This is a genomic window from Naumannella cuiyingiana, assembly GCF_013408305.1.
GTDB classification, from domain to species: Bacteria; Actinomycetota; Actinomycetes; order Propionibacteriales; family Propionibacteriaceae; genus Naumannella; species Naumannella cuiyingiana.
The window spans coordinates 2,552,672-2,578,652 of record NZ_JACBZS010000001.1; the positions used below are offsets into that span (position 1 = coordinate 2,552,672).

Here is a 25,981-nt window from a genome sequence, read left to right on the forward strand (position 1 = left end):
GCTGCCGGCCCGGCGGCTCCGGGATGTTGATCAGTAGTTGTAGGTGCGGGCGGGCGTGTAGTTCACGTTGCCGTTGGTCACGTCGACCGTCTTGCCGGAGTAGTTGCCGCCGGTGATCTCGTGGTTGTTGATCCGGTAGCCGTTCCAGTCCACGTACTTCCCGGCCGCGTTCGGGTCGGAGTAGCTGCGGATCGCGAAGTGCAAGTGCGCGCCGCGCGCGATGCCACCGCAGGTGACGTTGGTGCCCTGGGTGCCGAGCACGACGTCCTGACCGATGCCGCCGTTCAGGTTCTTCTGGTTCCACATGTGGTAGTAGTCAGTCGAGAAGCCGTTGTTGTGGATCACCCGGGTCATGCCCGAGCACACCACATAGGCCCGCCCGCCGCGCGCGCTGCGGACGGTGCCGTCGCTGCCGGAGAGGTCGATCGAACTCTGCGGCTCGGCGCCGCTCCCGCTCCAGCCGTGCGGGCCGCCGGTCAGGTTGAACCAGGTGCCCTTCTTCACCGGGAACTGCATCCCCAGGTCGGTCGAGGTGGTCCCGGCCGGGACCCGCGCGCCCCGGGCGTACCCACTCAGCGTGTCGCGCGCCTCGTCGTCGAGGGTTGCGCTCTCGGTCGCGAAGTCGGCGAACTGCGGGTCGCCCTCGAGCGCGACGGTCCAGCGGCCGTCGACCTGCCGGGCCAGGTAGACCCAGGCCTCCGGCATCGCGTCCACCCCGGCCTGCGCGGTGACCACGCTGACCCCCTCGGCCCAGTCACCGGTGGCGGCGCTGACCCGGACCTGGACGTCGCTGCCCTGTCCGGCCAGGCGCTCCAGGCGTTCGCCCGGGGTGCCCGCGCCGCCGGTGCGCTCGAGCACCTGTGCAAGCACCTCCTCGCCGAGGGCCTCGGCGCCGGGGACGGTGACCGCGTCCTCGGTACGCAGCGAGACGTTCTCGCGGTCGATCAGGTCCGTGTCGTCGGCCGCGGCGGGACCGGCGACGAGGAGTGGCACGCCCAGCGCGGCGAGAGCGCCGACGACGAGCGCGAGTCGTGCGCCGCGCGAGTGCGCGGGATCGGGCGCAGACGAGTGTCGGATCGAAGACATGACGGGACCTTTCATGAGGGCGGTCGCCCTGCCGGCGACCTGCTGGATCTGATCAAGCGCCGCACGCACGCGCGGTGGCAATCGATTAAGCGCTGGACTGGACCGACGCGCCGATCGGGCGGGCGGACCCGGCGAATGGTGGCGGCAGTACCGCGATGGTGAGGCGGCTGCGCGGGGTCGCGTACCATGCCGTGCGGATGCGTGAGCGAAGGAGAACGATGACCAAGCGCCTGGCCGCAGTGGCCGTGATGATCGTGGCGATGCTCGGGGTGGCAGGCTGTGCCGGCTCGCCGGCCACCGTCGCCGATGTCGGCGGTCAGCGGATCACCACGGGCGAGTTGTCGGAAGCGACCGCCGTCGTCGAGCGTGCGCTGCAGGCCGAGCCCGGGGCGGTCTCGACCCGCGCCGTCGCCGCCACGCTGATCGGCGGCCAGATCGCCGACGATGTCGCCGCGGCCACCAACACCACGATCACCCCCGACGATCGGGCCAAGTTCATCGCGACCGCCAACGCGCCGATCCTGTCCCAGCTCGCTGCCGACCCGGCCGCCCGCGACTTCCTGGACGACCTGATCGACCCCGCGCTGGTGCAGCAGAAGCTCGGCGCGCCGGCCTATCTCGAGCTGAGCCAGCAGGTGCCGTTGACGATCAACCCGGCCTACGGCTCGTGGAGCTACCAGACCGGCGGCCTGGACGGTGTCAGCACCGGATCGCTGTCGGTGCCCGCGCCCGCCGCGGCCTGATCCGTGACCGAGCCGGCGCCGAGCCAACTGGATCGGCTGGTCGCCGTGATGCACCGGCTGCGCGCCGAGTGTCCGTGGGACGCCGAGCAGACCCATCGATCCCTGGTCTCCTACCTGATCGAGGAGAGTCATGAGCTCGTCGAGGCGATCGAGGAGGGCGGCGATGCCGATCTTCGCGAGGAGCTGGGCGACCTGCTGCTGCAGGTGATCTTCCACGCCGAGATCGCCACCGAGCGCGGAGCCTTCGACATCGAGGCGGTCGCCGGTGGGGTCGCGGACAAGCTGGTCCGGCGCCACCCCTATGTGTTCGGCGACGGCGCCGTGCCCGAGGATCTGCACGCCACCTGGGAGCAGCGCAAGCGTGCCGAGAAGGGCCGCACCTCGGCGCTGCAGGGCATCCCGCCGATGCCCGCGCTGGCCAGGGCGCAGAAGGTGATCTCCCGCTCGCGCTCGCACGGCGTACCCGTCGAGTTGCCTGCCGAACCGGTGACGGCCGAGGAGGTCGGGCAGCAGATCCTCGCCCTGGTCGCGCGGGCGCAGGCCGGCGGCGTCGACGCCGACCAGGCGGTACGCGGGGCGCTGCGCGAGCTCGAGGACCGGATCGCCGCCGCCGAATCGGATCGCTAGGCTGAGGCCGGACTCCGCACCCCGCTCGGAAAGGCCTGCCCGTGGCATCCATCGAATTCGTTGACGCCCGCGAGATCCTCGACTCCCGCGGCAACCCCACCGTCGAGGTGGAGGTCCTGCTCGACGACGGCTCGGTCGGCCGTGCGGCCGTGCCGAGCGGCGCCTCGACCGGCCAGTTCGAGGCCGTCGAACTGCGCGACGGCGACAAGGCCCGCTACGGCGGCAAGGGCGTGCTGAAGGCCGTCGACAACGTGATCGACACGATCGGCGAGGAGATCGTCGGCTATGAGGCGTCGGAGCAGCGCTACATCGACGAGGTGATGATCGAGCTGGACGGTACGCCGAACAAGGCGAACCTCGGCGCGAATGCCATCCTCGGTGTCTCGCTGGCGGTCGCCCACGCCGCGGCCGAGTCGGCCAACCTGCCGCTCTACCGCTATGTCGGCGGCCCGAATGCCCACGTGCTGCCCGTGCCGATGATGAACATCCTGAACGGCGGCGCGCATGCCGACTCCGATGTCGACGTCCAGGAGTTCATGATCGCGCCGATCGGCGCGCCCAGTTTCGGGGAGGCGCTGCGCCAGGGCGCGGAGGTCTACCACGCGCTGAAGTCGGTACTGAAGGCCAAGGGGCTGGCAACCGGGCTCGGCGACGAGGGCGGCTTCGCGCCGAACCTGCCGCAGAACCGCGCCGCGCTGGAGCTGATCGCCGAGGCGGTCGCGTCCACGGGCCTGAAGCTCGGCACCGACATCGCGCTGGCCCTCGACGTCGCGGCCACCGAGTTCTTCACCGACGGGGTCTACCAGTTCGACGGAAAGCCGCAGACCGCGGAGCAGATGGGCGAGATCTACGCCGGCTGGTTGAACGACTTCCCGATCGTCTCGATCGAGGACCCGCTGGCCGAGGACGACTGGGACGGCTGGGCGGCGCTGTATGCCAAGATCGGCCAGCAGGTGCAGATCGTCGGCGACGACCTGTTCGTGACCAATGTCGAGCGGCTGCGTACCGGCATCGAGAAGCGCGCCGCGAATGCGCTGCTGGTGAAGGTCAACCAGATCGGTACGCTCACCGAGACCCTGGACGCGGTCAGCCTCGCCCAGCGCTCAGGGATGAACGCGATGATGAGCCACCGCTCCGGCGAGACCGAGGACACCACCATCGCCGACCTGGCCGTCGCCACCAACTGCGGACAGATCAAGACCGGTGCCCCGGCGCGTTCGGAGCGGGTCGCGAAGTACAACGAGCTGCTGCGGATCGAGGAGGATCTGGAGAACGCCGCGACCTATGCCGGCGCGTCCGCCTTCCCGCGCTTCAGCGCCCGCTGAGGGCCGGTGGCGCCCGGCGCGGGAACCTCGCCGATCACCGGGCGCATGGTGAACTGGATCAGTGGCTCCCACCAGTAGGCGTCGCCCCACGGGGCGGCCGGACAATTCCGGCCCGACGCGTACCCGCACGCGGGCCCGCCGGACGGGGACCGATCGTCGGCCCGTGAGCGCGTCGCCGCAGGCGCCGGCGGGGTCGACGGGTTCGGCCTCGCCGGACGGTCGGCGGCGGCCGTGGCTGACGCTGCCGGGCGGTGTCGGCGTGACCCCGCGGGCGATCGCGCTGCTGGTGGTGCTGGCGGTGCTGATGATCTCCTACGCCAACAGCGTGCGCATCTATCTGGACCAGGAGGCCGAGATCGCCGCGCTGCAGTTGGAGACCGAGCGGCGCCAGCAGACGATCGATGATCTGAACGCCGACCTGTCGCGGTGGCAGGACGAGGACTATGTCCGCGCCCAGGCCCGGGAACGGCTGGGCTGGGTGGTGCCCGGCGAGACCGGTTTCCGGGTGATCGGGCCGGACGGCCAGGGCATCGGCGCGAGCATCGACTCCGACCGGCGCACCCCGGCGAGCGACCTCCCGCCCGTCGTGCCCTGGTGGGGCAAGGCCTGGGGCAGCATCGAGGCCGCCGATCACCCCGCGCCGCCCCCCGAGCCGACGGAGAATCCCGCCGACCGGCCGCCGATCACCACTGACGACGAGGGCGGATGAGCGCCTCCGACACCTTCACCGAGGCGGACGCCGATGTCGTGGAGGCGCAGTTGCAGCGGCGCCCCCGCGGCGTCGTGCGGGTGGCGTGGCGCTGCCACGACGGCCGCCCCGGGGTGATCATGACCGAGCCGCGGCTGCCGGGCGGTACGCCGTTCCCGACCACCTACTACCTGACCTGCCCGAGCCTGATCGCGGGCTGCTCGACGCTGGAGGCCTCGGGCCTGATGGCCGAGATGACCCGGCGGCTGGGCGAGGATGCGGAGCTGGCCGCGGGCTATCGGGCGGCGCACGAGTCCTATCTCGCCGACCGGGCCGCGCTGGGTGAGGTGCCGGAGATTGCCGGCGTGTCGGCCGGCGGGATGCCCGACCGGGTGAAGTGCCTGCACGTGTTGGCCGCGCACGCGCTGGCCAAGGGTCCCGGCGTGAATCCGCTCGGTGACGAGGTCGTCGAGCGGCTGGCCGACTGGCTCGCCCGCCCGTGCCTGGTCGAGCAGGCCGGGCGATGAGCGCGGAGCGGGTCGCGGCGATCGACTGCGGCACCAACTCGATCCGGCTGCTGGTCGCCGAGCCCGGCGAGGACGGCGCGCCGGTCGAGCTGCACCGCCAGCTCGAGCTGGTCCGGCTCGGCCAGGGCGTGGACGCGACCGGGGAGTTCGCCCCGGACGCGCTGGCCCGCACGCTGGCCGCCACGGGAGAGTACGCCGAGATCGTGGCCGGCTTCGGCGTACCCGTGCAGCGGACGCGGTTCGTCGCCACGTCGGCCGCGCGGGATGCGCGCAACCGCGAGGAGTTCTTCGCCGGGGTGCGGGAGCGCCTGGGCGTCGAGGCGGAGATCATCTCCGGCGAGGAGGAGGCCCGGTTGTCGTTCGCCGGGGCGATCGCGGGAGCGGCGCAGGTGCGGGACCCGACGCTGGTGGCCGACATCGGCGGCGGCTCGACCGAGCTGGTGCTGGGCCGCGCCGGCCGGGTGGAGCAGGCGGTGTCGCTGGACATCGGTTCGGTACGCCTGCGCGAGCGGCTGATGCCCGGGAACCCGCCCACCCCCGACGAGATCGCCGCCGCGGAGGCCGAGGTCGACGCGCAGCTCGACGGGGCCGATATTGATCTTGGTGCGGCGCGGACCTGGCTCGGCGTCGCCGGGACGGCGACCAGCGTGGCCGCGCTCGCGATGGGCCTCGGCAGCTACGACCGGTCGCGGGTGCACGGCGCGCAGATCTCGGTCGAGCGGCTGCACCTGGTGTGCCGGGAGATCGAGACCAGCACCATCGCCGACCTGATCGACCGGGGACCGATCCCGCCGCGCCGCGCCGAGGTGCTGGCCGGCGGTGCGCTGATCCTGGACCGGCTGGCGCGCAGGGTCGGCACGGACACCCTGCGGGTCAGCGAGTCCGACATTCTGGACGGGATGGTTGCGGCGCTGCTGCGCTGAGTCAGCCCTCGCCCAGCGCAGCCTCGTAGTGGCTGGTGACGTGGGCTGCGGGCAGCGCCTTGTCGTAGATCGCGATGTCGTCCAGGCGTCCCGGGAAGGGCAGGTTGCGCGGCATCGGCTCCTCCGGCCAACCGTCCAGCTGGCCCCAGCCGACGCGCCAGAACCCGTCGTAGTACTGCACCTCGCTGGTCGGCTTGCTGAGCTTCTCGCCGTCGATGATCAACTGCATCGTGCCGTCACTCGCGCGGGTCGCGGCCAGGTGGTGCCACTTCCCGTCGTCGTATCGCTTGGTGGTCTCGATCCGGTGTGGACCGTACGGGCCGACGCCGAAGATGACCGTGCCTTTGGTCGTCATGTAGACGACCCGGTCGTAGTAGGTGTCGTAGTTGGTCGGATAGAGCCCGAAACCGATCATCCGGCCGCCGCGACCGGCGACGGGATTGTTGAACCACAGCTCGAGGCTGAACTCTCGCGGTCCCGCGTTGAGGATCCGCGGCTGCAGCGTCATGTGCGGGCCGTTGTAGTTGGTGTCGCCGGCAACCGTGAACGATTGATCACTGTTCGGGTGCGAGCCCGGCGACGCCGTGGTGATGCCGTGGTAGTCGGTGGTCTGGCCGTTGCCGCTGGTGTCCAGCGTCGCGTCGCCGGACTCGCCCTCCCAGAACACGAGCGGCTTGTCCGACAGCACCTGCTGGCGATAGGTCATTCCTGGTGCGCTGACGAAGGAACCCGAAGCCTGGGTGGTGTCGGAGAAGCCCGCGTAGGCCGGGCGGAACGCGGGCACGACGGTCGTCGCGATCAGGACGGTCGCGGCGGCGCCGGACGCGGCAGCGCCGATGCCGAGGCGGCGGCTCAGGGGTTTTTCCGAGGCGAGCAGCAGCAGCACGCCGAGAGTGACGACGCAGCCGGCGAGGGCGCCGATGTTCCCGGCGCGCCACCAAAGGCCCGGCAGCCCGAGGAGCGGGATCCGCAACACCCCGACACCCCGTACCGCGTCGGGGGAGACCGGGGTGGAGTCGGCGGCCGGGTTGGCGTCGCCGCGCAGGACCAGTCGCCCGTCGGCCTCGACTCGCTCGAGGCGGTGCAGGCGCAGCTTGTCCGGGTGGTCGGGATCTGTGACCAGGGGAACCTGACCGGGAGCCAACTCATCCGCCGCGGCGGGTTTGGTGACCACCACGTCGCCGGTCACGATCGCGGGCTCCATCGACCCAGATGACACCGTCGTCGGCATCCAGCCGAGGATCATCGGCGCGACGGCCCAGAACGCCAGGCCCACGCAGGTGGCCAGCAGCAACCGGGCGAGCAGCATGATCACCAATCGCGGTGACGACGGTGCCGTGCGGTCGGGTGACATGATCGCTTGTCCTCTAGGGCTGGTCGGCTGCGAGATGGCCCAGCGGTTCCGGGGGATGGGGGATTACTGGTTCTGCGCCTCCCACACGAAGTTGACCTTGGCGGTCCCGCCCTGAGCGGAGTTGGGGGTGTCGTCGCTCAGCGTGTAGGCGACGGTGTAGGCCTGCTTCTCGCCCTCGCCGCCGGCGGTCGCCCAGGAGCCCGCGCCGGTGGAGAAGTTGGTCTTGGAAGTGTGGAACTCGTTCAGCGTGCCGTCGAAGATCGTGTCCTTCGTCGCCGCATCGCACGACGCGGCCTGGGTGATCTTCAGCGACAGGTGCTGATCCAGGTTCTTGGTGGCCTCGCCCGCCTCGGCGTACAGCCGGACATCGGACGGCAGTGAGCCGTTCGAGGTGACGGTCAGGCACTTGGAGCCGCTGTCACCGGGCTTGAGGTTTGTCACATCGAACATGGCCACGCCGTTGTCGTCATCGGTCAGTGCAACGCTCCCGCTGGCCCAGGAATTGCCCGGGTTGTCGGTGCGGGCGCTGAACGCCGAGTACGAGCTCTGCGCCACCAGCAGTCCGCTGACCGCGAGGGCGGCCGGAATCACAGCGAACTTGGCGGCGCGGGCGAGGCGAGGGGAAACGGGCATCTACGCTCCTTCGTGGGGGCCGTGGGTGGCCGGGGATCGTCCCGGATGAAGGAGACTCTACAACCAAACAGTTTGGCTATCAAGTCAGTCGATAGGCGAACAACTCGTCAGTAGTGTGACTCGATGGTGATGCGACCTCGCTGCCGGGCGGGTCAGGGTTTCCACGCGCGCAGTTGGTCGGCAAAGGCCGCCGTGAACCGCTCGAGCTCGCGGATCTGCTCGGGCTTGAGACCGTCGAAGGCGGTGCCGGCCGCCGAGGCGTACCGCTCGCGGACGCCGCGAACGATGTCGGTGCCCCGGGGCGTCAGCCGAAGCAGGATGCTGCGCCGGTCGGCGGGGTGTGGTTCGCGGTTCACATAGCCCGCCCCGACCATCCGGTCGACGAGCGCCGTCGCCGAGCCGGTGGTGATCGACAGCCGGGTCGCGAGGTCCTTCGGGGTCACCGGACCGTCGTGGTCAAGGTGCAACAAGGTGTTGAACTCGTGCAGGCTGAGGTTGATCTCCTTGGCCAGGGTGGCGCGGACCCGCTCATTGGCCAGCGCGAGCCGCCCGACCTGATCCATGAACCCGAGCACCTCCGCAGATGCCGGCGGCCGGCCATTCCTGCTCGGCGTCGATGTCCCCTGCGAAGAATCGTCTGTGAACCGAGGCACGTGCGATTACTCCCCTGTCGAAAGACTGTCCGAGCCGGCTACCCCGTCCGAGTCGGGCAGCCACCGTTCCCCGTGACGGTGGTGGATCCACTCTACCCGAGTTTGTTTGACCGGCGAGTTCCTTGAAAGGCGAGTCATCGCCGCGGCGCTGTTGCGCTGAGCTCAGGTTTCGCGGTCGGCCATGAACGCGTCGACCTCGGCGCGGTCGGCGCGCAGCCGCGGGTCGTTGCGCAGATAGTGCGCCGTCTCCCGGGCGACCAGACCGGACAAGATCAACAAGCCGATCAGGTTCGGGATGGCCATCAGCCCGTTCATCACGTCGGAGAAGTTCCACACCACCGCGAGTGGCACGGTGCAGCCGACGAACACGACGAGGGAGAACAGCACCCGATAGGGCAGTACGCCGCGGCGCCCGACCAGTCGCTCGACGCATCGCTCGCCGTAGTAGGCCCAGCCGAGGATCGTGGAGAAGGCGAACATCACCAGCCCGAGCGTGACGATCCAGTGCCCCCACTCGCCCGGCAGGCCGCGGCTGAACGCCTCGCCGGTCATCGTCGCGGCGGCGTCCTCGCCGCCGGTCCACACGCCGGTGGTGACGATCACGAGTCCGGTGCAGGTGACGACGATGATCGTGTCGATGAATGTCTGCGTCATCGAGACCAGGCCCTGGCGTACCGGATGGGTGGTCTGCGCGGACGCCGCCGCGATCGCCGCCGAGCCCATCCCGGACTCGTTGGAGAAGATGCCGCGGGCCACGCCGTACTGGATCGCGACCATGATCACCGAGCCGACGAAGCCGCCGACCGGAGCCGTTCCGGTGAAGGCATTGCCGAAGATCTGCGCGAGGGCGGCCGGCACCTGGGGGGCGTTCACGATCAGGATCCACAGCGCGCCGAGGACGTAGAAGACGATCATCACCGGGACGAGCGCCGAGGTGACCCGGCCGATCGAGCGGATGCCGCCGACCAGCACGACCAGGGTGAGCACGGTGAGCACCGCGCCGGTCAGCCAGAGCGGTACGCCGAAGGAGGACTCCAGGTTGGCCGAGATCGAATTGCCCTGGGTCATGTTGCCGATGCCGAAGGAGGCCAGGAAGGCGAGCACGGCGAAGGACAGGGCCAGGAATTTGCCGAAGCCGCCGCCGATGCCGCGCTCGAGGTAGTACTGCGGTCCGCCGGAGCGCTCGCCCGCGGCGTCGGTGGTGCGGAAGCGTACGCCGAGGAACGCCTCGGAGTATTTCGACGCCATCCCGACCAGGCCGGTCACCCACATCCAGAACAGCGCGCCCGGCCCGCCGATCGCGATCGCCGTCGCCACGCCGACGATGTTGCCCGTGCCGACGGTGGCCGCGAGCGCCGTGGTCAGCGCCTGGAACTGCGAGATGTCGCCCGAGTCCTCGGCGTCGTCGTCCTTGCGCTGGATCAGCGCGAGCCGCAGCGCCGGGCCGAGTTTGCGCAGTTGGATGCCGCGCAGCCGGATGGTCAGCACCAGGCCCGTACCGAGCAGCAGTGGGATCAGGATGAACGGCCCCCAGATCACCGAACTGATCGAGCTGAGCACGTCCTCCAGTGCGTCCATCGGTCACCTGCTCCGGGTCGTCGTCCATGCGTGGGTTCGGTCTCGCACCCTAGTGACCGCCCACCACCGGTGGTCGGGCGGGGCGCGCCGCGGCTGGGCTGTCGTCGTCGGGTCTGGGGTTCGGCGCCGATTCGGGCCTGCCCGTCTCCCGCGTCCTGGTCTGATCTCCCCCTCGCCTCCGATTGTTTCCGCAGTTATGCCCGCTCTGCGGGCCGCAGAGCGGGCATAACTGCGGGAGGGATCTGGATGGGTGCGGGCCGGTGCGCCGGCGGCTTCACCTGGCGAGCGTGTGCGTTTTGTGGTCATCTCGGTCGCGGGGATGACGACAGAACGCACATGCTTGTGCGCGGCGGGCGCTGCTTGGGGGCCGGCTGTGGTTGGGGGTGGTCAGCGTGGGGCGGTGATGAGCGCCTGGAGTTCGCCGATGGGGATCTGGGTGCTGGCCTGGTTGCTCACGGTGATCACGCCGGATTGTCCGCCGGCGGTCCAGGCGACGTCCCAGGTGTAGATGGCGGTGACGGTGTAGCCGTCGGGTGGGGACATTTTCTGGTAGCGGTGCGAGCAGGGGCCGTCGCTGCCCGGTTCGTCGCGGTCGTTGAACGGGCGGCCTTTCAGCGCGCAGCGCAGGGTGGTGCCGTCGCCCATCTTGACCGCGATGTTCGGTTTGGCGGCGTCGAGTGAGACGCCGAGGCCTTCGATGTTTTGGGAGTCGTTGACGGGGGTGAGTGAATCCGGGTCGGCGTGCACCCAGACCGGGAATCCGACGGCCAGCATTTTGTATTTGTTCTTGTTCCAGTCCGGGCTGAGCCCTGGCGGCTTGGCGGTCAGTCGGATCTTGGCGACCGCGCGACGGGCGGCCTCCTCGGGCGCGATGGTCGGCGCGGGCGGGGCGCCGTCCCCTCCGCCTGGATAGTTCGGGCACAGCACGGACACGGTCGGGTCATCCAGGCACACCGACAGGTGAACCATCTCGCCGTTGCCGTTCGCGCTCGGTACGCCACCCGTCTGCTCGGCAACCTCGCGCTCCTCCTTGGAGAAGCCCGCCCAGGGATCAGGGGCCGGGCCGGTACCTCGATGCTCTCTCGGCTGTCGGTTGGTGTCAGTCTTGCGCACCCCCTCGGACTCGGCGTCGACATAGATGTCCGTCTCGCCATCGCGGGTGCTTGTGCGTTTCGGTTCCTCGGGCGGGGGAGGAGGGCTTGGCGTCGGGCTGGCATGCGCCGGCAGCGCGGCAGCCAGCATGACTAGCCCACTCGTCCAAACCGCGAGAGCTCGCATGGCACTCAGCATTCGGAAACACCCTTCCCGCGCTGCTCGGACACCTTCCAGCCGGCGGGCGTCTCTTCATCGAAGTAGAGCGTCACCCGGACCTCCTGCAGACGCTGAGGTGGCTCAGAGGTTCGGCCGCCCTCGATGATGCGTGCACCGCTGTTATCCCGACAGGCAACGATCTTGATCTGGTGGCCTCCGGGCGCGCCGGGCATCGGGACCGACGACGTGATGGCGATGTTTCTGATCGTCACCTGACCGGTGCCCTTGGCTTTGTCCTTGGCCAGGTCGATGTTGTCCTGATCAACGAGCTGCCGCTCCTCGCCCATGGTCGTGGCACGCACCGATGGCGGAGCTTCCTCGGCAGTTTGGTAGCCGCCCGACATCAAGGTCTCTTCCAGCATCTCCTCATACCGCTTGTACGCCTCGATGGCGGCGGCATTCTTCTCGGCGAAGGGGGTCTGGGAGGGAGAGGGTGAGGGGGTGGGCGTTGGCGCAGGCTCGGATGCGGCGGGCGTGCAGGCGGCCAGGACAGCAACAACGGGCGCGATCACGAGCGCGCCGAAGCGCCGGAGGTCGGCAGCGATCACTGGGGGGCTCCTCTCGCCGATTTCGAGGATCCTTCCAGCAGCCCCGGCGCCCTGTCGATAGCCCCTCACATTTCTGTGGATATCCCCGTTTGCGCGGTGAAATCCTGTGCACAACTCGAACAACCTGTGGACACCGCAATACCCGCACGGCAGACTCCACGCAGGTCGTCCCCCCCCGGGCCGAGGCGATGATGATTCTGTTGATCGGAATCATCCAGTTCGGCATCTATTGGCATGCGCGCAATTCGGCCGTCGCGGCCGGACCGTCGGGCCGGTAAGGCTGTGATCCCCACCCGGCGGGCGTGAGCACTTTGTGGTCACATCGGTCGCCGAGATGACGACAAAACGCTCATGCGCGCGTCGAGAGGGTGCGGCTCACGCCGGCGCTGCGGCGATCCCGACCCGACCGCCGCCTCAGGGCGAGGGCGTCGGACAGCCAGGACGCGTGCACGATCGAGCCCGAGGGGCCGCTCACGTTCACGACGGTCTACATCGACACCGATCCGAACAACGACGCACCGGTGCCCCCGGCGGGAGTCGAACCCGCACTGTGGCGGGTTTAAGCCGCCTGCCTCTGCCGATTGGGCTACGGGGGCCCGGACAGAAGTCTAGGGAGGATCAGCGCGGTACGCGGGCGAGCTGGCGCGCCTGCGCGACCAGCGTCCCGGTGGAATCCCAGATCCGGGCATCCTCCTCGAACTGCCCGCCCGACAGGTGCCGGGTCTCGTGCCGCAACTGCAGCCAGCCCGGCGCGGGCCGGGCGCGGGCATAGACCGACAGCTGCAGGGTCGGTGCCCAGCCGAGGCGGCCGAGATCGGCCGTCACGGGCGGCAGCGCGTCGACGGCGAACAGCAGCATCGAGGTGTCGGGCTCGCGCCCGTCGCGCAGCCGGAACCAGCCCTGGATCATTCCCCGGTGGGACGGCTCGCCGAGCGCCCAGCCGAGCGTCGCCGGGTCCAATCGCATGTCGAACCGGTCCAGCAGCGCCGACTTGTGCAGGCTCGGCGGCCGGTTCTCGGTCGAGGAGATGCAGTCCTCGACGGCCGGCAGGTCGGTCGGCGGATCGGTCGGGCCGTCGTCGTCGGGCGGCAGGGCGCCCAGGTCGCCGACGCTGCCTTGGACGAGTACACGGGGCACCGGCGTACCGTCGGCGTCCGGTTGCAGCAGCAGCGCCGACCCGGTGGCGAGGCTGCCGCCGCGGCGCAGCACGTCGGTTCGCACCGTCAGCGGACCCGCGATCGACGGGTTCAGGTAGGTGCCGGTCACGGCGATCGCATCGGGATAGCGCGGGCCGGCGGCGAGCGAGAGCGCCCGCGCCGCCACGGCCAGCGCCACCCCGCCGTTGACCGCCTTGCCGACCAGCCAACCGGTGCCGAAGTCGCCGGCCAGGGTCGCCTCGTCGCCCGCGACGGGGGCCAGGGTGGTCACGGCATCGAACTCATAGCTCACGGGCGGAGCTTAGGGCAGGGGGAATATCGGGGCCCCGCCCGGGGTTACCAGAGAGTAACGAAACGCACCGCCCGGTAGGATGGGCGCCGTTGTCGAACGAGGTCGGCCGGATCGCCGAGCCGATCAGCCAGACCGAGAAAGGACCACCCCATGATGCGCAGCTCCAACCCGGTGTTGTCGCGCAGCGACGCCTGGTCGTCGGGCGGCTACGCGCCGGCCGACAGCCAGTACGGCCAGCAGTTCGGCGGTCAGCCGCAGCAGTCGCCGCGCTCGGGCGGGGTGATGACCCTGGACGACGTGATCACCAAGACCGGCGTGATGCTCGGCATCGTGATCTTGACCGCGGCCGCGTCCTTCATGCTGCTGCCGGTCTCCCTCGGCCTGCCGGTCGCGATCGTCGCCGCACTCGGCACCTTCATCATCACGATCGTCGTCGCCGCCCGGCGTACCGTCCCGGTCCCGCTGGCGATCCTCTTCGCCGTCCTCGAGGGCGCCTTCGTCGGGCTGTTCTCTCGGATCTTCGAGAACATCTACCCCGGCATCGTCGTGCAGGCCGTCTTCGCGACGCTGGTCGCGGCGGTGGTCACGCTCGCCGCGTACAAGTTCTTCAACATCAAGGTCGGCCAGACCTTCCGCAAGGTCGTGGTGATCGCCACCATCGCGTTCGCCGCGGTGATGTTGATCAACTTCTTGTTCGTGCTGTTCGGCGGTGGTGTCGGGCTGCGCGGCGGCCTGACCGGCCCGCCCACGCTGCTCGCCGTTGGCATCTCGCTGATCGCGGTCGTGCTCGCCGTGCTGAACCTGGTGTTGGACTTCGACCACGTCGAGCGCGGCATCGCGATGCGCGCCCCGGCCGACCAGTCGTGGAAGGCCGCGTTCGGGCTGACCGTGACCCTGGTCTGGCTCTACGTCGAGATGCTGCGCCTGATCAGCTACCTGCGCCGCTGACCGGTACGCACCGCGCAACCGAAGGCCCCGCCCCACCGGGCGGGGCCTTCGTCGCGTTCGGGCCGGCGCTAGCCGAGGTGTCGTTCGAGCAGGGCGCGGGCGCCGGCGGTCCAGCGCCACTCCCGCCACCGGCCGAGCGGGATCCAGGCGGCGGCCGAGGTCGTGCCCCCAACGTCGTGCACCACCGGGTCGGTCGGCTCGGGGCAGTCGGCGGCATAGATCAGCCGCAGCGCGTGGAAGTCCTCCAGCACGTTCGAGGGCGAGGTGCCGACCCAGTGGTCGGACTGCACGTCGATCAGCAGCCCCAGATCGACCCGCTGGCCCGCCTCCTCCATCAGCTCCCGGCGTACCGTCTCCGGAGGTTCCTCGCCCGGATCGACGCCGCCGCCCGGCAGCCCCCACTGACCCGGCACGTGGGTTCGGGCGGAGAACTCGGTGCCCAGCACGCCGCGGTCGCTCAGCGTGATGGCATAGGCGGCGACGCGCTGCCGGCGTACCGCCCCCGATCCGGGACGCTCCGGCCGCTGGCGCCCGCCCGGGCGGCCACGCTTGCGACCGTGCGGCGTCGCGTGCACCAGTAGCACCAGTTCGCCGGCCGGGCCGCGTTGTGCGCGCACGGGTCGGGTGAGCGACAGGCCCCGGTTCCACAAGGCGGTGTGCGGGTCCACGCCGTGATCGATCTCCAGGCTCACCAGCGGCTCACCCGCGGGCCCGAGTCCGATCAGTCGCATTTCGCCATCATGGCGCGCCCGCCCGGGGGCCGGCCAGCCACCACGCAGGGGACCCGCCCACTATGCTCATCGCGCGGCAGGTAGCCGCCGGCGAGGAGGTCATCTCGTGCAGTACAAGGACGACGCGCGGCTCGACACGTCCCAGGTGCGCAGCAGCGGCGGCGGGGGTGGCGGCGGGATCGGCGGCGGCAAGATCGCCGTCGGCGGCGGCATCGGCACGCTGCTGATCCTGTTCCTGCTCTCCAACATCCTCGGCGTCGACCTGACCGGGCTGGCCGGTGGGCAGGTCGCCTCAGGCCCGGCCCAGACCCAGTCCGAGGGGACGAGCAACGAGGCCTGCCGCACCGGTGGCGACATCGCGACCGACCGGAGCTGCCGCTTCGTCGCCTACACCAACTCCATCCAGCAGTACTGGGGGGAGACCGTGCAGGGCTACCGCCCCACCGTGACCCGCACCTTCAGCGGCCAGATCCAGACCGCCTGCGGCACCGCGACCTCGGCGGTCGGGCCCTTCTACTGCCCCGGGGACGAGACGGTCTACCTCGACACCGGCTTCTTCGACCAACTCAGCTCGCAGTTCGGTGCCCAGGGCGGCGACGCCGCCGAGGCGTACGTGATCGCCCACGAGTACGGCCACCACATCTCCAACCTGATCGGCGACCTCGGCCGCGGGCAGTCCGACCGCTCGACCGGCCCCGAGTCGATGGCGGTACGCCTGGAGCTGGAGGCCGACTGCTTCGCCGGCAACTGGCTCGCCTGGTCGGCGACCGATCCCGACGATGCCATCGAGGTGATCACCGCCGACGACCTGAACCGGGCCGTCGACGCGGCCGAGGCGGTCGGCGACGATCGGATCCAGTCCTCGATGCGGGGTCAGGTGAGCCCGGAGACCTGGACGCACGGCTCGTCGGAGATGCGCAAGGCCTGGCTGATGCGCGGCTACCAGAGCGGCGACCCCAACGTGTGCCGGCAGTTGATGGATCCCAACGTCTCGACCGGCGCGGCCGCCTGAGCGCCGGTGCGCCGGGAGTGGCTGGAACGCCAGCTCGCCGGATCCGCGCCCGAGGTGGCCCCCCGGTTGCTCGGGTCGGTGCTGCGGCACGGCGAGGTGGCGGTGCGGATCACCGAGGTCGAGGCCTACGCCGGCGCCGACGATCCCGCCTCGCACGCCTGGCGCGGTGAGACGGCGCGCAATGCCACCATGTTCGGGCCGGCCGGCCACCTCTACGTCTACACGATGCACGGGCACAGTTGCTGCAATGTGGTCTGCGGGGCGGCGGGCACGCCGACCGGGTTGCTGGTCCGCGCAGGCGAGGTGATCGGCGGCATCGACGCCGCACGGGCCAGGCGGGGGGAGCGGACCGCCGCACCCGTGCCGGATGCCCGGCTGGCCCGTGGCCCCGGGAATCTGACCCGCTGCCTGGGCATCACCCGCGCCTACGACGGAGCCGATCTCGCGGCGGGCGAGGGGCCTGCCCTGGAACTCGCCGATCCGCTACCGCCCGAGTTGATCACGGCCGGACCACGGGTCGGCGTGAGCCGGGCGACCGACGTGCCGTGGCGATTCTTCATCGCGGGCGATCCGACCGTCTCGGCGTACCGTCCGGCTAGGCTGACCGACCGAACGCCCGGCACCGGCCGGGCACCGCGCAGAACGGAATGATCATGGGCGAGTTCGATGATCTGCTGGACTCCAATGCCCGCTACGCCGAGAGCTTCGACCTGCAGGGCTTCGACGGTGTCGCCCGCGCGGGTGTCGCGATGCTGACCTGCATGGACAGCCGGATCGACCCGCTGCGGATGATCGGGCTCCGGGCCGGCGACGCGAAGATCCTGCGCAACCCGGGTGGTCGCGTGAACGACGCAGCCCTGGTCGCCCTCGTGCTCGGCGTCAACCTGTTGAACGTGAGCCGCGTACTGATCGTGCAGCACACCCGGTGTGCCGTCGCGTCGTCCAGCGAGGACGAGATCCGGCAGCGGCTCACCGACAGCACCGGAGTCGACGCGAGCTGGATGAGCATCGGCGTGATCACCGACCCCGAGCGGACGCTCGCCGCCGACGTGCAGAAGGTCCGTTCGCACCCGTTGATCAACGAGTCGGTCGCGGTCGGCGGCTTCATGTACGACGTCGACACCGGGCGCCTCGACCGGCTGGCCTGAGACGCCCGGCGTCGGCATTCAGCGCGCCGGCGCCGGGCCCGGATCGTCGCCGAACATCGTGTTCAGCGGGGTCGTCGGCTCGTCGCGCTCGGCGTCGCGACGCGGCCGGTTCCCCTTGTCGGACTTGCGGGAGCGGAACTTCTCCACGAAGTGGTAGAGCACCGGCACCAGCACCAAGGTGAGCAGCGTCGAGCTGATCAGTCCGCCGATCACCACCACCGCCAGCGGCTGGGAGATGAACACCCCGCCGCCGGTCAGGCCGAACGCCATCGGGATCAGGGCACAGATGGTCGCCGCTGCCGTCATGATGATCGGTCGCAACCGCAACCGCGCGCCATGGATCACGGCATCGTCGACCGATGCGCCCTGGGCTCGATAGTGGTTGATCAGGTCGATCAGCACGATCGCGTTGGTGACCACGATGCCGATCAGCATCAGCAGGCCGATCATGGACGCGATGCCGAGCGGTACGCCAGTGAGCAACAGCAGTCCGATCGCGCCGGTCGCCGCGAACGGCACCGAGACCAGCAGGATCAACGGCTGCAGCAGCGAGCGGAACGTCGCCACCATGATGATGTAGACGATCGCGATCGCCACCCCCATCGCCGCGAAGAGCTGTCCGAAGGCCTCCTGTTGGTCGGCGGACACGCCGCCGATGCTCGCCGTGACCCCGCTCGGCAGGCTGATCGTCGCCAGGCCACTCTGCATCTGCGCCGTGACCGCGCCCAGGTCGTCACCGGTCGGCTTGCCGGTCACCGAGACCGCCCGCGCGCCGTCGATCCGGTTGATCGTCGACGGCGCCGTGATCTCGTTGACCTTACCGACGTCCTTCAGCTTCACCGGCTTTCCGGTGATGTCCTTCAGGTTCTCGCTGCGGTCGGCCAGCTCGTCGCTCCGGCGCTGCTGCTCGTCGGAATCGGCGCGCTGCTGGCGGGCCTCCTCGATCTGGTCGTCCATCTCGCTCAACTGCTCGCGCAGTTGCGAGACCTGCTCCTCCAGCGCGTCCACCTGGGCCTGCTTGGCGGCCGCGCCGGCGCCGGCTCCCGCTCCCGCGCCGGCTCCCGCTCCCGCGCCGACCCCTCCGCCGGCGTCCGGGGCCTGGGGCAGCGCTCCGGCGGGCGGGGCGGCCGGCACCGGCGCGTTGCGGGCGTCGTCGAGCTGGCCGAGCAGCTCGTCGAGCTGGTCGGAGAGCTTGTCGCGCTGCTCGCGCAACTGATCCTGCTGCTTGTCGGCCTGCTCCTCGGCCTTGCGCTTCTGCTCGTCGGCGAGCTCGTCCTGCTCGTCCTTGATCGAGTCCTGCTCGTCCTGCTGGGCATCGGCGGTCTGCTTCTCGGTGACCGGCAGCTCGAGATTCTCCAGCTCCTCCTTGGTCTTCACCGGCTCGCGCGAGCGCAGCACCACGTCCTGTTCGCTGTCGTTGATCTGCATCTGGCCGAGCGTCGTGCCGCGCAGCGCCTCCGTGACGGCCGGGCCGATCGTGCCCTGACTCATCCCGTACTGGGCCGCCTTCGACTCGTCGATGTCGACCTGCAGGATGGTCTGCTGCTCCGACAGGTCGCTCTTCACCTCCGACATGCCGGGGATGGCCTTGAGCATCTCGACCACCCGGTCGGTGCCCTCGGAGACGGCCTTCTCATCGTTGCCCTGCACCTGGATCGCGATCTCGTTGCCGCCGCCCGTGCCGCCGGCCACCGCGACCTCGATCTCGCCGGCGTCGGGCAGCGCGGTGAGTTGGCCGCGCAACCGCTCCATCGTCGCGGTGCCGTCGGCGCGATCCTTCAGGGTGATCGAATAGCTGGCGACGTTCGCGCCACCCCCGGTGCCCATGTAGACGTCCCCGCCGCCGCCGGTGATGGTCGTCGAGTAGGTGTCGATGTCGGGATCGGCCGACAGCACCTGCTCGACCTTCTTCGCGTCCTCGTCGGTGCGCTCGATCGCCGAGCCCGCCGGCAGCGTCTGCGTCACCTGCAGCGTCGTCTCGCCCGACGAACCGAGGAAGTCCGTCTTCAGGAACGGCGTCATCGCCATGGTCAGGATGAAGATCAGGATCGCCGCCGCGCTGGTGATCACCGGGTGCCGCAGGGTCCAGCGCAGGATCGGCAGGTAGCCGCGCTGCAGGGGCGTCTCGGCCGAGGCGTGCGCGTCGTGATCGGCCGGCAGCGAGCTGCCGGTCGGGTACTTCGCGCGCAGCGCGGCGACCTTCGCGCCGATCTGCTCCGGGCTCTTGCCGCGGGCCTGCAGCTTGGCGACGAGTCGCTCCTCCTTGGCCTGTACGCGGGCGGCGGTCTTCGCCTGGGCCGCGCTCTCCCGCTCGGCCTCCCGCGCCGCCAGTGCGTCCGCCTTGGCTTGGCGGCGCGCGGCCTTCTCGGGGTTCACCGGGCGGCGCGACGGCCGCATGAACCAGTACGCGAGCACCGGCACGATGGTCAGCGCGACCACCAGCGAGGCGCCGAGCGCGATCGCGACCGTCACCGAGAACGGCCGGAACAGCTCGCCGACCTGACCGCCGACCAGGGCGATCGGCAAGAACACCGCGACCGTGGTCAGCGTGGACGCGGTGATCGCGCCCGCGACCTCCTTGACGGACTTGATGATCAGGTCGGCCCCGAACTCGGCGCCGGTGCCCTGGTGGCGCTTGATGTTCTCGATCACCACGATCGAGTCGTCCACCACCCGGCCGATCGCGACCGTCAGCGCGGCGAGCGTCAGCATGTTCAGGGTGTAGCCGCCCACGAACAGCCCGATCATCGCGATCAGCAGCGACAGGGGGATCGAGATCGCGCTGATGATCGTCGGGCGTACCGACCAGAGGAAGATCAGGATGACCACGATCGCCATGATCAGACCGAGCACGCCCTCCGTACCCAGGTCCTTGATCGAGTCCTCGATGTAGGGCGCCTGGTCGAACAGCGTGTTGAACCTGGTGTTGCCGCCGAGCTGGGTCTGCAGCTCCGGGAGGGCCTGCTTCACCGCGTTGGCGACCTCGACGACATTGCCGTCGGCGGTCTTGGTCACCGTCAGGCCCAGCGCCGGCTGGCCGTCCACCCGGAAGATCGAGGTCGACTCGGCCGGCTTGTCCGCCACGTCGGCGACGTCGCCGAGCTTCACCGGTCCGTCGGTGCCCTGCAGCTCCAGGTTCTTCACGTCGTCCACCGTGGTCAGCGTCTTGCCCACCTGGACATTGATCTGCTGCCCGTCGGCGGTCAGGCTGCCCGCGGGGATCTGCGACTTGTACGCCTGGAAGAGTTGCTGGAGCTGGCTCGGCTGCACCTTCTTGGCGTCGAGATCGGACTGGCGCAATGTCACCACGACCTCGTTCACCTGCTGGCCGGATACCTCCGTCGAGCCCACGCCGGGCAGCCCGTTCAGCCGCGGTACCGCGATGTCGTTCAGCTTGTCGCTGAGCTCCTCGGAGCTGTAGTCCGACGAGACACCCAGCGCCAGCACCGGCGCGGCGTCGAGGCTGATCGTGGTGACCTTCGGCTCGACATCGGTGGGCAGATTCGCCTTGATCTGGTCGACGGCGCCCTGCAGCTTGTTCTGCATGTCGTCGGTGGGAATGCCGAAGTTCCACTCCACCTGGACCTGGCCGAAGCCGGTCGACGACGCCGACGTCGTCTTGGTGATGTCGGCGACGCCGCGTACCGCGTCCTCGATCGGCTTCGTCACGTCACGCTCGACCACCTGTGGCGAGGCGCCGGGGTAGGAGGCGGTGATGTAGGCGAAGGGGTAGTCGGTCTGCGGGATCAGCTCCTGCTTCAGCGAACGGGTGGCGAACAGGCCGAGGCCCACGATGGTCAGGCACAACAACACGATCACCGCGCGGTTGCCGAGGCTGAGGCGGGTCAGATGACTCACGAGATTCCTAGTTTCTGGTCGAGGAGTTGTCGATCACGGTGTGCCGATCAGCGCCGGTCGGCCGGGTTCGAGTCTGGTTGCTCGGGGTCAGAGTCCGCATCCGTCTTTCGACCGATGCCGGGCTCGGGGTTGTCACCCATGGCGGTGATCAGGGCGAGCAGCCGTTCGTCGGTGAACATCCCGCGGACGAGAACCTCGACCGACGCGCGGCCGAGCCGATGCTGCAGGGCCGCGTCGCGGGGATCGCGGTAGCCGAGGTAGCTCGCCAGTTGGCCGCCGAGGAGCGGGGCCGCGAGCGAGTACGCCACCAGCATGGCAGTACGCGCCCGCGAATCGTCGCTCGGGCGGACGGTGCCGGCCCGCTCGCCGGCGGCGAGCATCCCCTCGGTCAACTCCACCATCCGAGCGAACAGTGCGTCGGCCCCCGCGCCGCCCTCGCCGATCATCCGGACCAGATAGGCCCGCAACGGCTCGGCCTCGGCCTGGAGATCGCGCAGTGCTGCGGGATCGGGCAGGTCGACGCCCTCGAGGATCGGTGCCTTGGCCCGGATGGCTTCGGCGACCAGCTCGTCGCAGGCCGCGCGCAGACGCTCCTTGCCGCCGAAATGGTGGATCACCAGTCCGGGGGAGACGTCCGCCCGCTCCGCGATGGCCCGCACGGTCGTGCCGGCGTACCCGCGCTCACCGAACAGCTCGACCGCGGCGCGGCGGATGCGTTCGGGGGCGTCGGGCGGCATGAGCGCTACGTTAAACGCTTGTTCAATCGCGGGCAAGGCGGGCACCCGAGAAGTCGATCACATGCCTGCGGGTGCGACCGGTGCGCGCGGTCACCGGATGCGCGTGACTTCCGTCATGGGGTACGCCGGATGCTCACCAGCGCCACCGGATGCCCAACGATCCCGGGCCGAAGCCGCGACGTCGGTGATGCAGCGTGGTCAGCCCCGTGATGTCGACCGGCTCGATCCTGGATCCGTCGTCGGCGTCGTGCCAGTAGACATCGGCGGATGCCGGCAACCGGGCGGGGTCGAACTGGACCCAGATCAGCACCTCCTGCATCCGACGCACGACGTGGTGTTCGTAGCAGTCGTCGGACACGCCGGGGAACTCCAGCTCGTGCTCGACCACGATCTCCTCGCCCCAGCGAACGGGCCGATCGGCAGCGATCCGCGCCGCCAGCATGTTCGGGGTGTCGGAGAGGATCTGCTCGACCGTCCCACCGCGGACGAGGCCGATGGTGGGCACGGTCTCGTCGGGATCGCTCGGCACGTAGATCAGCGGCAGCGCGTCGGCCCGATCGTGCTGGCAGCGCCACAGGGTCCGGGTCGAGACCCGGCGCAGGGCGCGATCGGCATCGATCCGGAGCACAACATGGGTGCTCAGGTCGATCATGCCCCAACCGTCGCCGAAGCCCAGGCGCCGCAGCGCATCGCCGATGCTGTCGGCATGCATGGCGGCGATGTCGGGTATCGGGGCGGACGCACCGTCGGGCCCCACGCGCCGCGATGGACCCAACCGGTTGCGCAGGTGCCCGGGCTCGAGCCGCAGCAGCGATTCGATCTGGTCGAGCGCGTCCAGCGAGGCCAGGCGTTCGGGCCGGCTGCGCCCGGACCGCCAGTAGCTCAGGGTCGCCAGGCTGACCGGCGTACCGCGATCGGCCAGGCGGCTGCGCAACCACTCCAGGGTCCGGCCCTGCGAGGTCAGCGCGCGGGCGAATGCGGTCGGGAAATCGTTCTCGGCCGGTCGGCGCAGGCGGTGCGGGTCGGGTGCGTTCACATTGCGGGCCCGCGGTAAGTGAAGAGCCAGCGATTAGCGTTCTCGGGAGCGGGGTGTCGGGGAGCTGAACGGATGGGCTGCGCTGAACCCGACGTTCGTTCGGGGGGACTCGTCCGGCACCTCGCTTCCGCCGTGCACCATTGTGCAGCAGGAGTAGGAACTGCTGTCATGTGACGCAGATTACGGGTTGTGCGGTGAGTCGCTGCCCGACCCCGGCGGCGGTACGCCGAACTCCGGCCGGGTCGCCGACCCGCCCCCCAGCAACTGCTCCCGCAGGATGTCGCCGTGCCCGGCGTGCCGCGCGAGCTCGCGGATCATGTGCAACATGATCCAGCACAGCGAGACCGTGCCGATCCGCTCGTGGTGCACCTCGTGGTCGAGGTCGAACTCGGCGGCGATCTCGCGGCTACGGGCGCAGGCCCGCTCGAACGCCGCGGTCGCCTCGTCGAGCGTCAGGCCCTCGGGTGTGGCGAAGCTGGCGTCGTCGCCGTAGCCGTAGCCGTCCCACTCCGACTCCGGCAGCGCCGCCAACCGGCGCTGGAACCAGGATCGCTCCGCGGCCGCGGCGTGGGTGAGCAGCGCGAGCGGGGTGGTCAGCGAGGGCACCAGCCTGCGGCGCGCGTCGGCATCGGACAGCCCGCGGACGCTCGCCACCAGCTCGGCCCGGTTGTCGTCGAGCATCGCCTCGAGCAGTTCGCGATCGGCCCCCGTCGTGATCATGGGCAGGGAGTCTGCCGTATCGGAACGGCCGGGGCTACTCCTCTCGCCCGAGCACGGACTCCTGGCTCGGCACCTGGTCCTGCCGCAGCACGCCGACCGGGCAACTGACGCCGTTGGGGCCGTGGTTGCAGTAGCCGCCTGGGTTCTTGATCAGATACTGCTGGTGATAGTCCTCGGCCCAGTAGAACGGGCTCGCCTCGACGATCTCGGTGGTGATCGTGCCGAAGCCGGCGTCGGTGAACCGTTGCTGGTAGAGATCGCGCACGCGCTCCGCGGTGGCGAACTGCTCGGGGGTGGTGGTCAGGATCAGCGAGCGGTACTGCGTACCCACGTCATTTCCCTGCCGCATCCCCTGGGTGGGGTTGTGGTTTTCGAAGAAGACCTTCAGCAGTTCCTCGAAGCTGACCCGGTTCGGGTCGTAGGCGACCTTGACGACCTCGGCGTCGCCGGTACGCCCGGAGCAGACCTCCTCATAGGTCGGGTTCGGGGTGAACCCGCCCTGGTAGCCGACCCCGGTATTGGTCACCCCGTCGGTGAGCCAGTACAGGCGCTCCGCGCCCCAGAAACAGCCCATCCCGAAGTAGGCGACCTCGGACCCCTCGGGCACCTCGTCGAGCGGGATCCCGTAGGCGAGGTGCTTCGGGATCGGGGCCAGCACCGGGGTGTCGCGCCCGGGCAGCGCGCGGTCGGCCGTGACCATCTCGGGGGTGAAGTTGCGGAAGAGCATGCCTCCAGTCTGCACCCGCCGCCAAGGCTGCGCAGCCGCGGGCGATAGGTTTTCGGCGGAGGTGGGAGATGGCGGAGTCGATTGCGTCGCGGGCCAGTGGTCCCCGCGCGATCCGCCACGACCGGCCCAACATCATGGTCGTCTGCGTCGACCAGATGCGCGGCGACGCGCTGTCCTCGGCCGGTCATCCCGTGGTTCGTACGCCACACCTGGACGAGCTGGCCGGCGAGGGAACGCGGTACGCCCGGGCGTACTCCGCGACGCCGACCTGCGTTCCGGCCCGGGTGGGGTTGTTCACCGGTCAGTCGCAGGAGCGGCACGGGCGCTACGGCTATCGGGAGGGCGTGCCGTTCGCGGACGCGCACCCCGTGACGATGCAGGCGGTGCTGCGCGAGCACGGCTACCAGACCCAGGCGATCGGCAAGATGCACGTCTTTCCCGAGCGGTCGCGCTGCGGCTTCGACGATGTTCGGCTGCACGACGGATTCCTGCACTTCTCCCGGCGCTACGGCGGGCGCAATCTTGCCGCGCACGACGACTATCTGGCCTGGCTCCGTCGCCAGCCCGAGGTCGGGCCGGACGCGGACGGCTTCGGTGACGGGGTCGGGCCGAACTCGATGGTCGCGGTGCCGTGGACGCTGCCCGAGCGGCTGCACCCGACGAACTGGGTCGCCCAGGAGACCGTCGACTGGTTGGCGCGACGCGATCCGACGGTGCCGTTCTTCTGCTACGTGTCGTTCCACCGCCCGCACGCGCCGTTCAATCCGCCGCGGTGGGCCTTCGACCAGTACCTGCACGGTCCGCGCACCGAACCGCCGCGCGGGGACTGGATCGACGATTTTGCCGAGTTTCGCCGCGATGATCATCACCAGACCGTCATGGGTCGGCTCGACCCGCAGACCCGGCACCGCGCGGTTGCCGGTTACCACGGCAACATCAGTCACCTCGACCTGCAGATCAACCGGATCCGCGAGGCGCTCGCCGATCATGAGCTGCTCGACGACACCGTGATCATCTTCACCTCCGACCACGGCGAGATGCTCGGTGATCATGACATGTATCGCAAGAGCGTCGGCTACGAGGGCAGTGCGCGGGTGCCGCTGATCGTCCGGCCGGCGCCGCGGTTCAGCCCGGAGGCACCGCGCGGTCAGGTACGCAGCGAGGTCACCGAGCTGCGCGACATCGCACCGACGGTGCTGGAGTTCGCCGGTGTGGCGGCGCCGCCGTCGATGGACGGGGCGAGCCTGGCGCCGGGCGCGGTCGGCGGCGAGGTGGCCCGGTGGCGTGATCATCTGCACGGCGAGCACGTGCATTTCGATCAGTCCCTGCAGTGGGTGACCGACGGCCGGCGGAAGTTCTTGTGGGCATCGGCGAAGGGCATCGAGCAGTTCTTCGACCTCGAGGCCGACCCGCACGAGCTGCACAATCTGATCGACGACCCCGCGCGCTCGGACGAGATCGCGCTCTGGCGCCGGCGGCTGGTGGACGACCTGACCGGGCGCGAGGAGGGCTTCGTCGCCGACGCGGCGCTGGTCCCCGGCCGCGCGGTGCGTACCGAACGCTCCGACATCGCCGCCCTCGCCGACGCCTGGCCGGGCTGAGCACCGCCGCCCTCGGAC

The 25,981-nt window shown here is 70.0% G+C and carries 25 protein-coding genes and 1 tRNA gene; 11 read left to right on the forward strand and 15 right to left on the reverse strand.

Annotated features, from left to right (window positions below; all coding sequences use genetic code 11):
• Positions 1–30: 30 nt before the first annotated feature.
• Entirely contained in the window at positions 31–1,086 is a 1,056-nt protein-coding gene (locus GGQ54_RS11895) for a M23 family metallopeptidase (RefSeq protein ID WP_179445578.1), read from the reverse strand.
• 218 nt (positions 1,087–1,304) lie between these two features.
• Here GGQ54_RS11895 and GGQ54_RS11900 point away from each other — a divergent pair, with 218 nt between their 5' ends.
• From GGQ54_RS11900 to GGQ54_RS11925, 6 genes are all read left to right on the forward strand, one after another.
• Entirely contained in the window at positions 1,305–1,829 is a 525-nt protein-coding gene (locus tag GGQ54_RS11900; RefSeq protein ID WP_179445579.1) for a peptidylprolyl isomerase, read from the forward strand.
• 48 nt (positions 1,830–1,877) lie between these two features.
• Positions 1,878–2,456: a nucleoside triphosphate pyrophosphohydrolase gene (locus GGQ54_RS11905; RefSeq protein ID WP_179446584.1), complete on the forward strand. Its 579-nt coding sequence runs from the start codon at positions 1,878–1,880 to the stop codon at positions 2,454–2,456.
• A gap of 41 nt (positions 2,457–2,497) precedes the next feature.
• Positions 2,498–3,781 (forward strand): phosphopyruvate hydratase, encoded by a 1,284-nt coding sequence (eno, locus tag GGQ54_RS11910; RefSeq protein ID WP_179445580.1) that lies wholly within the window; start codon positions 2,498–2,500, stop codon positions 3,779–3,781.
• Positions 3,782–3,944: 163 nt separating this feature from the next.
• Positions 3,945–4,490 (forward strand): septum formation initiator family protein, encoded by a 546-nt coding sequence (locus tag GGQ54_RS11915; protein ID WP_179445581.1) that lies wholly within the window; start codon positions 3,945–3,947, stop codon positions 4,488–4,490.
• Positions 4,487–4,996 carry a DUF501 domain-containing protein gene (locus GGQ54_RS11920; RefSeq protein ID WP_179445582.1) on the forward strand — a complete coding sequence of 170 codons (510 nt, stop codon included), beginning with the start codon at positions 4,487–4,489 and terminating at the stop codon, positions 4,994–4,996. Before GGQ54_RS11915 ends, GGQ54_RS11920 begins: the two co-directional genes overlap by 4 nt.
• Positions 4,993–5,919 carry a Ppx/GppA phosphatase family protein gene (locus GGQ54_RS11925; protein ID WP_179445583.1) on the forward strand — a complete coding sequence of 309 codons (927 nt, stop codon included), beginning with the start codon at positions 4,993–4,995 and terminating at the stop codon, positions 5,917–5,919. Before GGQ54_RS11920 ends, GGQ54_RS11925 begins: the two co-directional genes overlap by 4 nt.
• A 1-nt stretch (position 5,920) precedes the next feature.
• Here the strand turns inward: GGQ54_RS11925 and GGQ54_RS11930 are convergent, their stop codons facing one another.
• From GGQ54_RS11930 to GGQ54_RS11965, 8 genes are all read right to left on the reverse strand, one after another.
• Positions 5,921–7,273, reverse strand: a complete 1,353-nt coding sequence (locus GGQ54_RS11930; RefSeq protein WP_179445584.1) for a LamG-like jellyroll fold domain-containing protein — start codon at positions 7,271–7,273, stop codon at positions 5,921–5,923.
• A 63-nt stretch (positions 7,274–7,336) separates the two neighbouring features.
• The gene (locus GGQ54_RS11935) at positions 7,337–7,906 is read right to left on the reverse strand and encodes a TasA family protein (RefSeq protein WP_179445585.1); all 570 of its coding nucleotides are present in this window, start codon (positions 7,904–7,906) and stop codon (positions 7,337–7,339) included.
• Between the two features lie 152 nt (positions 7,907–8,058).
• Complete coding sequence (locus tag GGQ54_RS11940; RefSeq protein WP_179445586.1) at positions 8,059–8,469, reverse strand: MarR family winged helix-turn-helix transcriptional regulator; 411 nt, start codon at positions 8,467–8,469, stop codon at positions 8,059–8,061.
• Between the two features lie 252 nt (positions 8,470–8,721).
• Positions 8,722–10,137, reverse strand: a complete 1,416-nt coding sequence (locus tag GGQ54_RS11945) for an alanine/glycine:cation symporter family protein (RefSeq protein WP_179445587.1) — start codon at positions 10,135–10,137, stop codon at positions 8,722–8,724.
• A 387-nt stretch (positions 10,138–10,524) separates the two neighbouring features.
• Positions 10,525–11,379, reverse strand: coding sequence for a hypothetical protein (locus GGQ54_RS11950; protein ID WP_179445588.1), 855 nt, complete (start codon positions 11,377–11,379; stop codon positions 10,525–10,527).
• Positions 11,380–11,420: 41 nt separating this feature from the next.
• Positions 11,421–11,996, reverse strand: a complete 576-nt coding sequence (locus GGQ54_RS11955; protein WP_179445589.1) for a hypothetical protein — start codon at positions 11,994–11,996, stop codon at positions 11,421–11,423.
• Between the two features lie 522 nt (positions 11,997–12,518).
• A tRNA-Leu gene (locus GGQ54_RS11960) sits at positions 12,519–12,592 on the reverse strand.
• A 22-nt stretch (positions 12,593–12,614) separates the two neighbouring features.
• A complete protein-coding gene (locus GGQ54_RS11965; protein ID WP_179445590.1) occupies positions 12,615–13,445 on the reverse strand; it encodes an acyl-CoA thioesterase domain-containing protein in 831 nt (276 codons plus the stop codon).
• Between the two features lie 150 nt (positions 13,446–13,595).
• On the opposite strand from GGQ54_RS11965, the gene GGQ54_RS11970 reads away from it, so the two are divergent.
• Positions 13,596–14,393 (forward strand): Bax inhibitor-1/YccA family protein, encoded by a 798-nt coding sequence (locus GGQ54_RS11970; RefSeq protein WP_179445591.1) that lies wholly within the window; start codon positions 13,596–13,598, stop codon positions 14,391–14,393.
• 68 nt (positions 14,394–14,461) lie between these two features.
• Here GGQ54_RS11970 and GGQ54_RS11975 read toward each other — a convergent pair whose 3' ends face one another.
• Positions 14,462–15,061, reverse strand: coding sequence for an NUDIX hydrolase (locus GGQ54_RS11975; RefSeq protein ID WP_425487420.1), 600 nt, complete (start codon positions 15,059–15,061; stop codon positions 14,462–14,464).
• A 169-nt stretch (positions 15,062–15,230) separates the two neighbouring features.
• Between GGQ54_RS11975 and ypfJ the strand changes: the two genes are divergently transcribed.
• The 3 genes from ypfJ to GGQ54_RS11990 are packed head-to-tail and all read left to right on the forward strand — an operon-like array spanning position 15,231 to position 17,284.
• Positions 15,231–16,136, forward strand: coding sequence for a KPN_02809 family neutral zinc metallopeptidase (gene ypfJ / locus GGQ54_RS11980; protein ID WP_179445593.1), 906 nt, complete (start codon positions 15,231–15,233; stop codon positions 16,134–16,136).
• A 6-nt stretch (positions 16,137–16,142) separates the two neighbouring features.
• Positions 16,143–16,787: a DNA-3-methyladenine glycosylase gene (locus GGQ54_RS11985; RefSeq protein WP_343045948.1), complete on the forward strand. Its 645-nt coding sequence runs from the start codon at positions 16,143–16,145 to the stop codon at positions 16,785–16,787.
• Between the two features lie 2 nt (positions 16,788–16,789).
• Entirely contained in the window at positions 16,790–17,284 is a 495-nt protein-coding gene (locus GGQ54_RS11990) for a beta-class carbonic anhydrase (RefSeq protein ID WP_179445594.1), read from the forward strand.
• Between the two features lie 18 nt (positions 17,285–17,302).
• On the opposite strand, the gene GGQ54_RS11995 is transcribed toward GGQ54_RS11990, so the two are convergent.
• The 5 genes from GGQ54_RS11995 to msrA all read right to left on the reverse strand — a co-directional run bounded on the left by GGQ54_RS11995 (position 17,303) and on the right by msrA (position 24,362).
• Positions 17,303–21,142 (reverse strand): efflux RND transporter permease subunit, encoded by a 3,840-nt coding sequence (locus GGQ54_RS11995; RefSeq protein WP_179445595.1) that lies wholly within the window; start codon positions 21,140–21,142, stop codon positions 17,303–17,305.
• Between the two features lie 47 nt (positions 21,143–21,189).
• On the reverse strand, positions 21,190–21,879 hold the full coding sequence (locus GGQ54_RS12000; RefSeq protein WP_179445596.1) for a TetR/AcrR family transcriptional regulator: 690 nt from the start codon (positions 21,877–21,879) through the stop codon (positions 21,190–21,192).
• A 133-nt stretch (positions 21,880–22,012) separates the two neighbouring features.
• Positions 22,013–22,915: a hypothetical protein gene (locus GGQ54_RS12005; protein ID WP_179445597.1), complete on the reverse strand. Its 903-nt coding sequence runs from the start codon at positions 22,913–22,915 to the stop codon at positions 22,013–22,015.
• 180 nt (positions 22,916–23,095) lie between these two features.
• Positions 23,096–23,635 (reverse strand): DinB family protein, encoded by a 540-nt coding sequence (locus GGQ54_RS12010; RefSeq protein WP_179445598.1) that lies wholly within the window; start codon positions 23,633–23,635, stop codon positions 23,096–23,098.
• 34 nt (positions 23,636–23,669) lie between these two features.
• Entirely contained in the window at positions 23,670–24,362 is a 693-nt protein-coding gene (gene msrA, locus GGQ54_RS12015) for a peptide-methionine (S)-S-oxide reductase MsrA (RefSeq protein ID WP_218843849.1), read from the reverse strand.
• Positions 24,363–24,430: 68 nt separating this feature from the next.
• Here msrA and GGQ54_RS12020 point away from each other — a divergent pair, with 68 nt between their 5' ends.
• A complete protein-coding gene (locus tag GGQ54_RS12020; RefSeq protein ID WP_179445599.1) occupies positions 24,431–25,963 on the forward strand; it encodes an arylsulfatase in 1,533 nt (510 codons plus the stop codon).
• Positions 25,964–25,981: the final 18 nt, after the last annotated feature.

Excerpts from the sequence above, each read along its gene's own strand:
- GGQ54_RS11990 (WP_179445594.1), top strand. The coding sequence starts at position 16,790 with ATGGGCGAGTTCGATGATCTGCTGGACTCCAATGCCCGCTACGCCGAG.
- GGQ54_RS11970 (WP_179445591.1), top strand. The coding sequence starts at position 13,596 with ATGATGCGCAGCTCCAACCCGGTGTTGTCGCGCAGCGACGCCTGGTCG.
- GGQ54_RS12010 (WP_179445598.1), bottom strand. The coding sequence starts at position 23,635 with ATGATCACGACGGGGGCCGATCGCGAACTGCTCGAGGCGATGCTCGAC.
- GGQ54_RS11900 (WP_179445579.1), top strand. The coding sequence starts at position 1,305 with ATGACCAAGCGCCTGGCCGCAGTGGCCGTGATGATCGTGGCGATGCTC.
- GGQ54_RS12020 (WP_179445599.1), top strand. The coding sequence starts at position 24,431 with ATGGCGGAGTCGATTGCGTCGCGGGCCAGTGGTCCCCGCGCGATCCGC.
- GGQ54_RS11945 (WP_179445587.1), bottom strand. The coding sequence starts at position 10,137 with ATGGACGCACTGGAGGACGTGCTCAGCTCGATCAGTTCGGTGATCTGG.
- GGQ54_RS11925 (WP_179445583.1), top strand. The coding sequence starts at position 4,993 with ATGAGCGCGGAGCGGGTCGCGGCGATCGACTGCGGCACCAACTCGATC.
- GGQ54_RS11905 (WP_179446584.1), top strand. The coding sequence starts at position 1,878 with ATGCACCGGCTGCGCGCCGAGTGTCCGTGGGACGCCGAGCAGACCCAT.
- msrA (WP_218843849.1), bottom strand. The coding sequence starts at position 24,362 with ATGCTCTTCCGCAACTTCACCCCCGAGATGGTCACGGCCGACCGCGCG.
- GGQ54_RS11930 (WP_179445584.1), bottom strand. The coding sequence starts at position 7,273 with ATGTCACCCGACCGCACGGCACCGTCGTCACCGCGATTGGTGATCATG.
- GGQ54_RS11895 (WP_179445578.1), bottom strand. The coding sequence starts at position 1,086 with ATGTCTTCGATCCGACACTCGTCTGCGCCCGATCCCGCGCACTCGCGC.
- GGQ54_RS12000 (WP_179445596.1), bottom strand. The coding sequence starts at position 21,879 with ATGCCGCCCGACGCCCCCGAACGCATCCGCCGCGCCGCGGTCGAGCTG.
- GGQ54_RS11935 (WP_179445585.1), bottom strand. The coding sequence starts at position 7,906 with ATGCCCGTTTCCCCTCGCCTCGCCCGCGCCGCCAAGTTCGCTGTGATT.
- GGQ54_RS11920 (WP_179445582.1), top strand. The coding sequence starts at position 4,487 with ATGAGCGCCTCCGACACCTTCACCGAGGCGGACGCCGATGTCGTGGAG.
- GGQ54_RS11950 (WP_179445588.1), bottom strand. The coding sequence starts at position 11,379 with ATGCTGGCTGCCGCGCTGCCGGCGCATGCCAGCCCGACGCCAAGCCCT.
- GGQ54_RS11940 (WP_179445586.1), bottom strand. The coding sequence starts at position 8,469 with ATGGATCAGGTCGGGCGGCTCGCGCTGGCCAATGAGCGGGTCCGCGCC.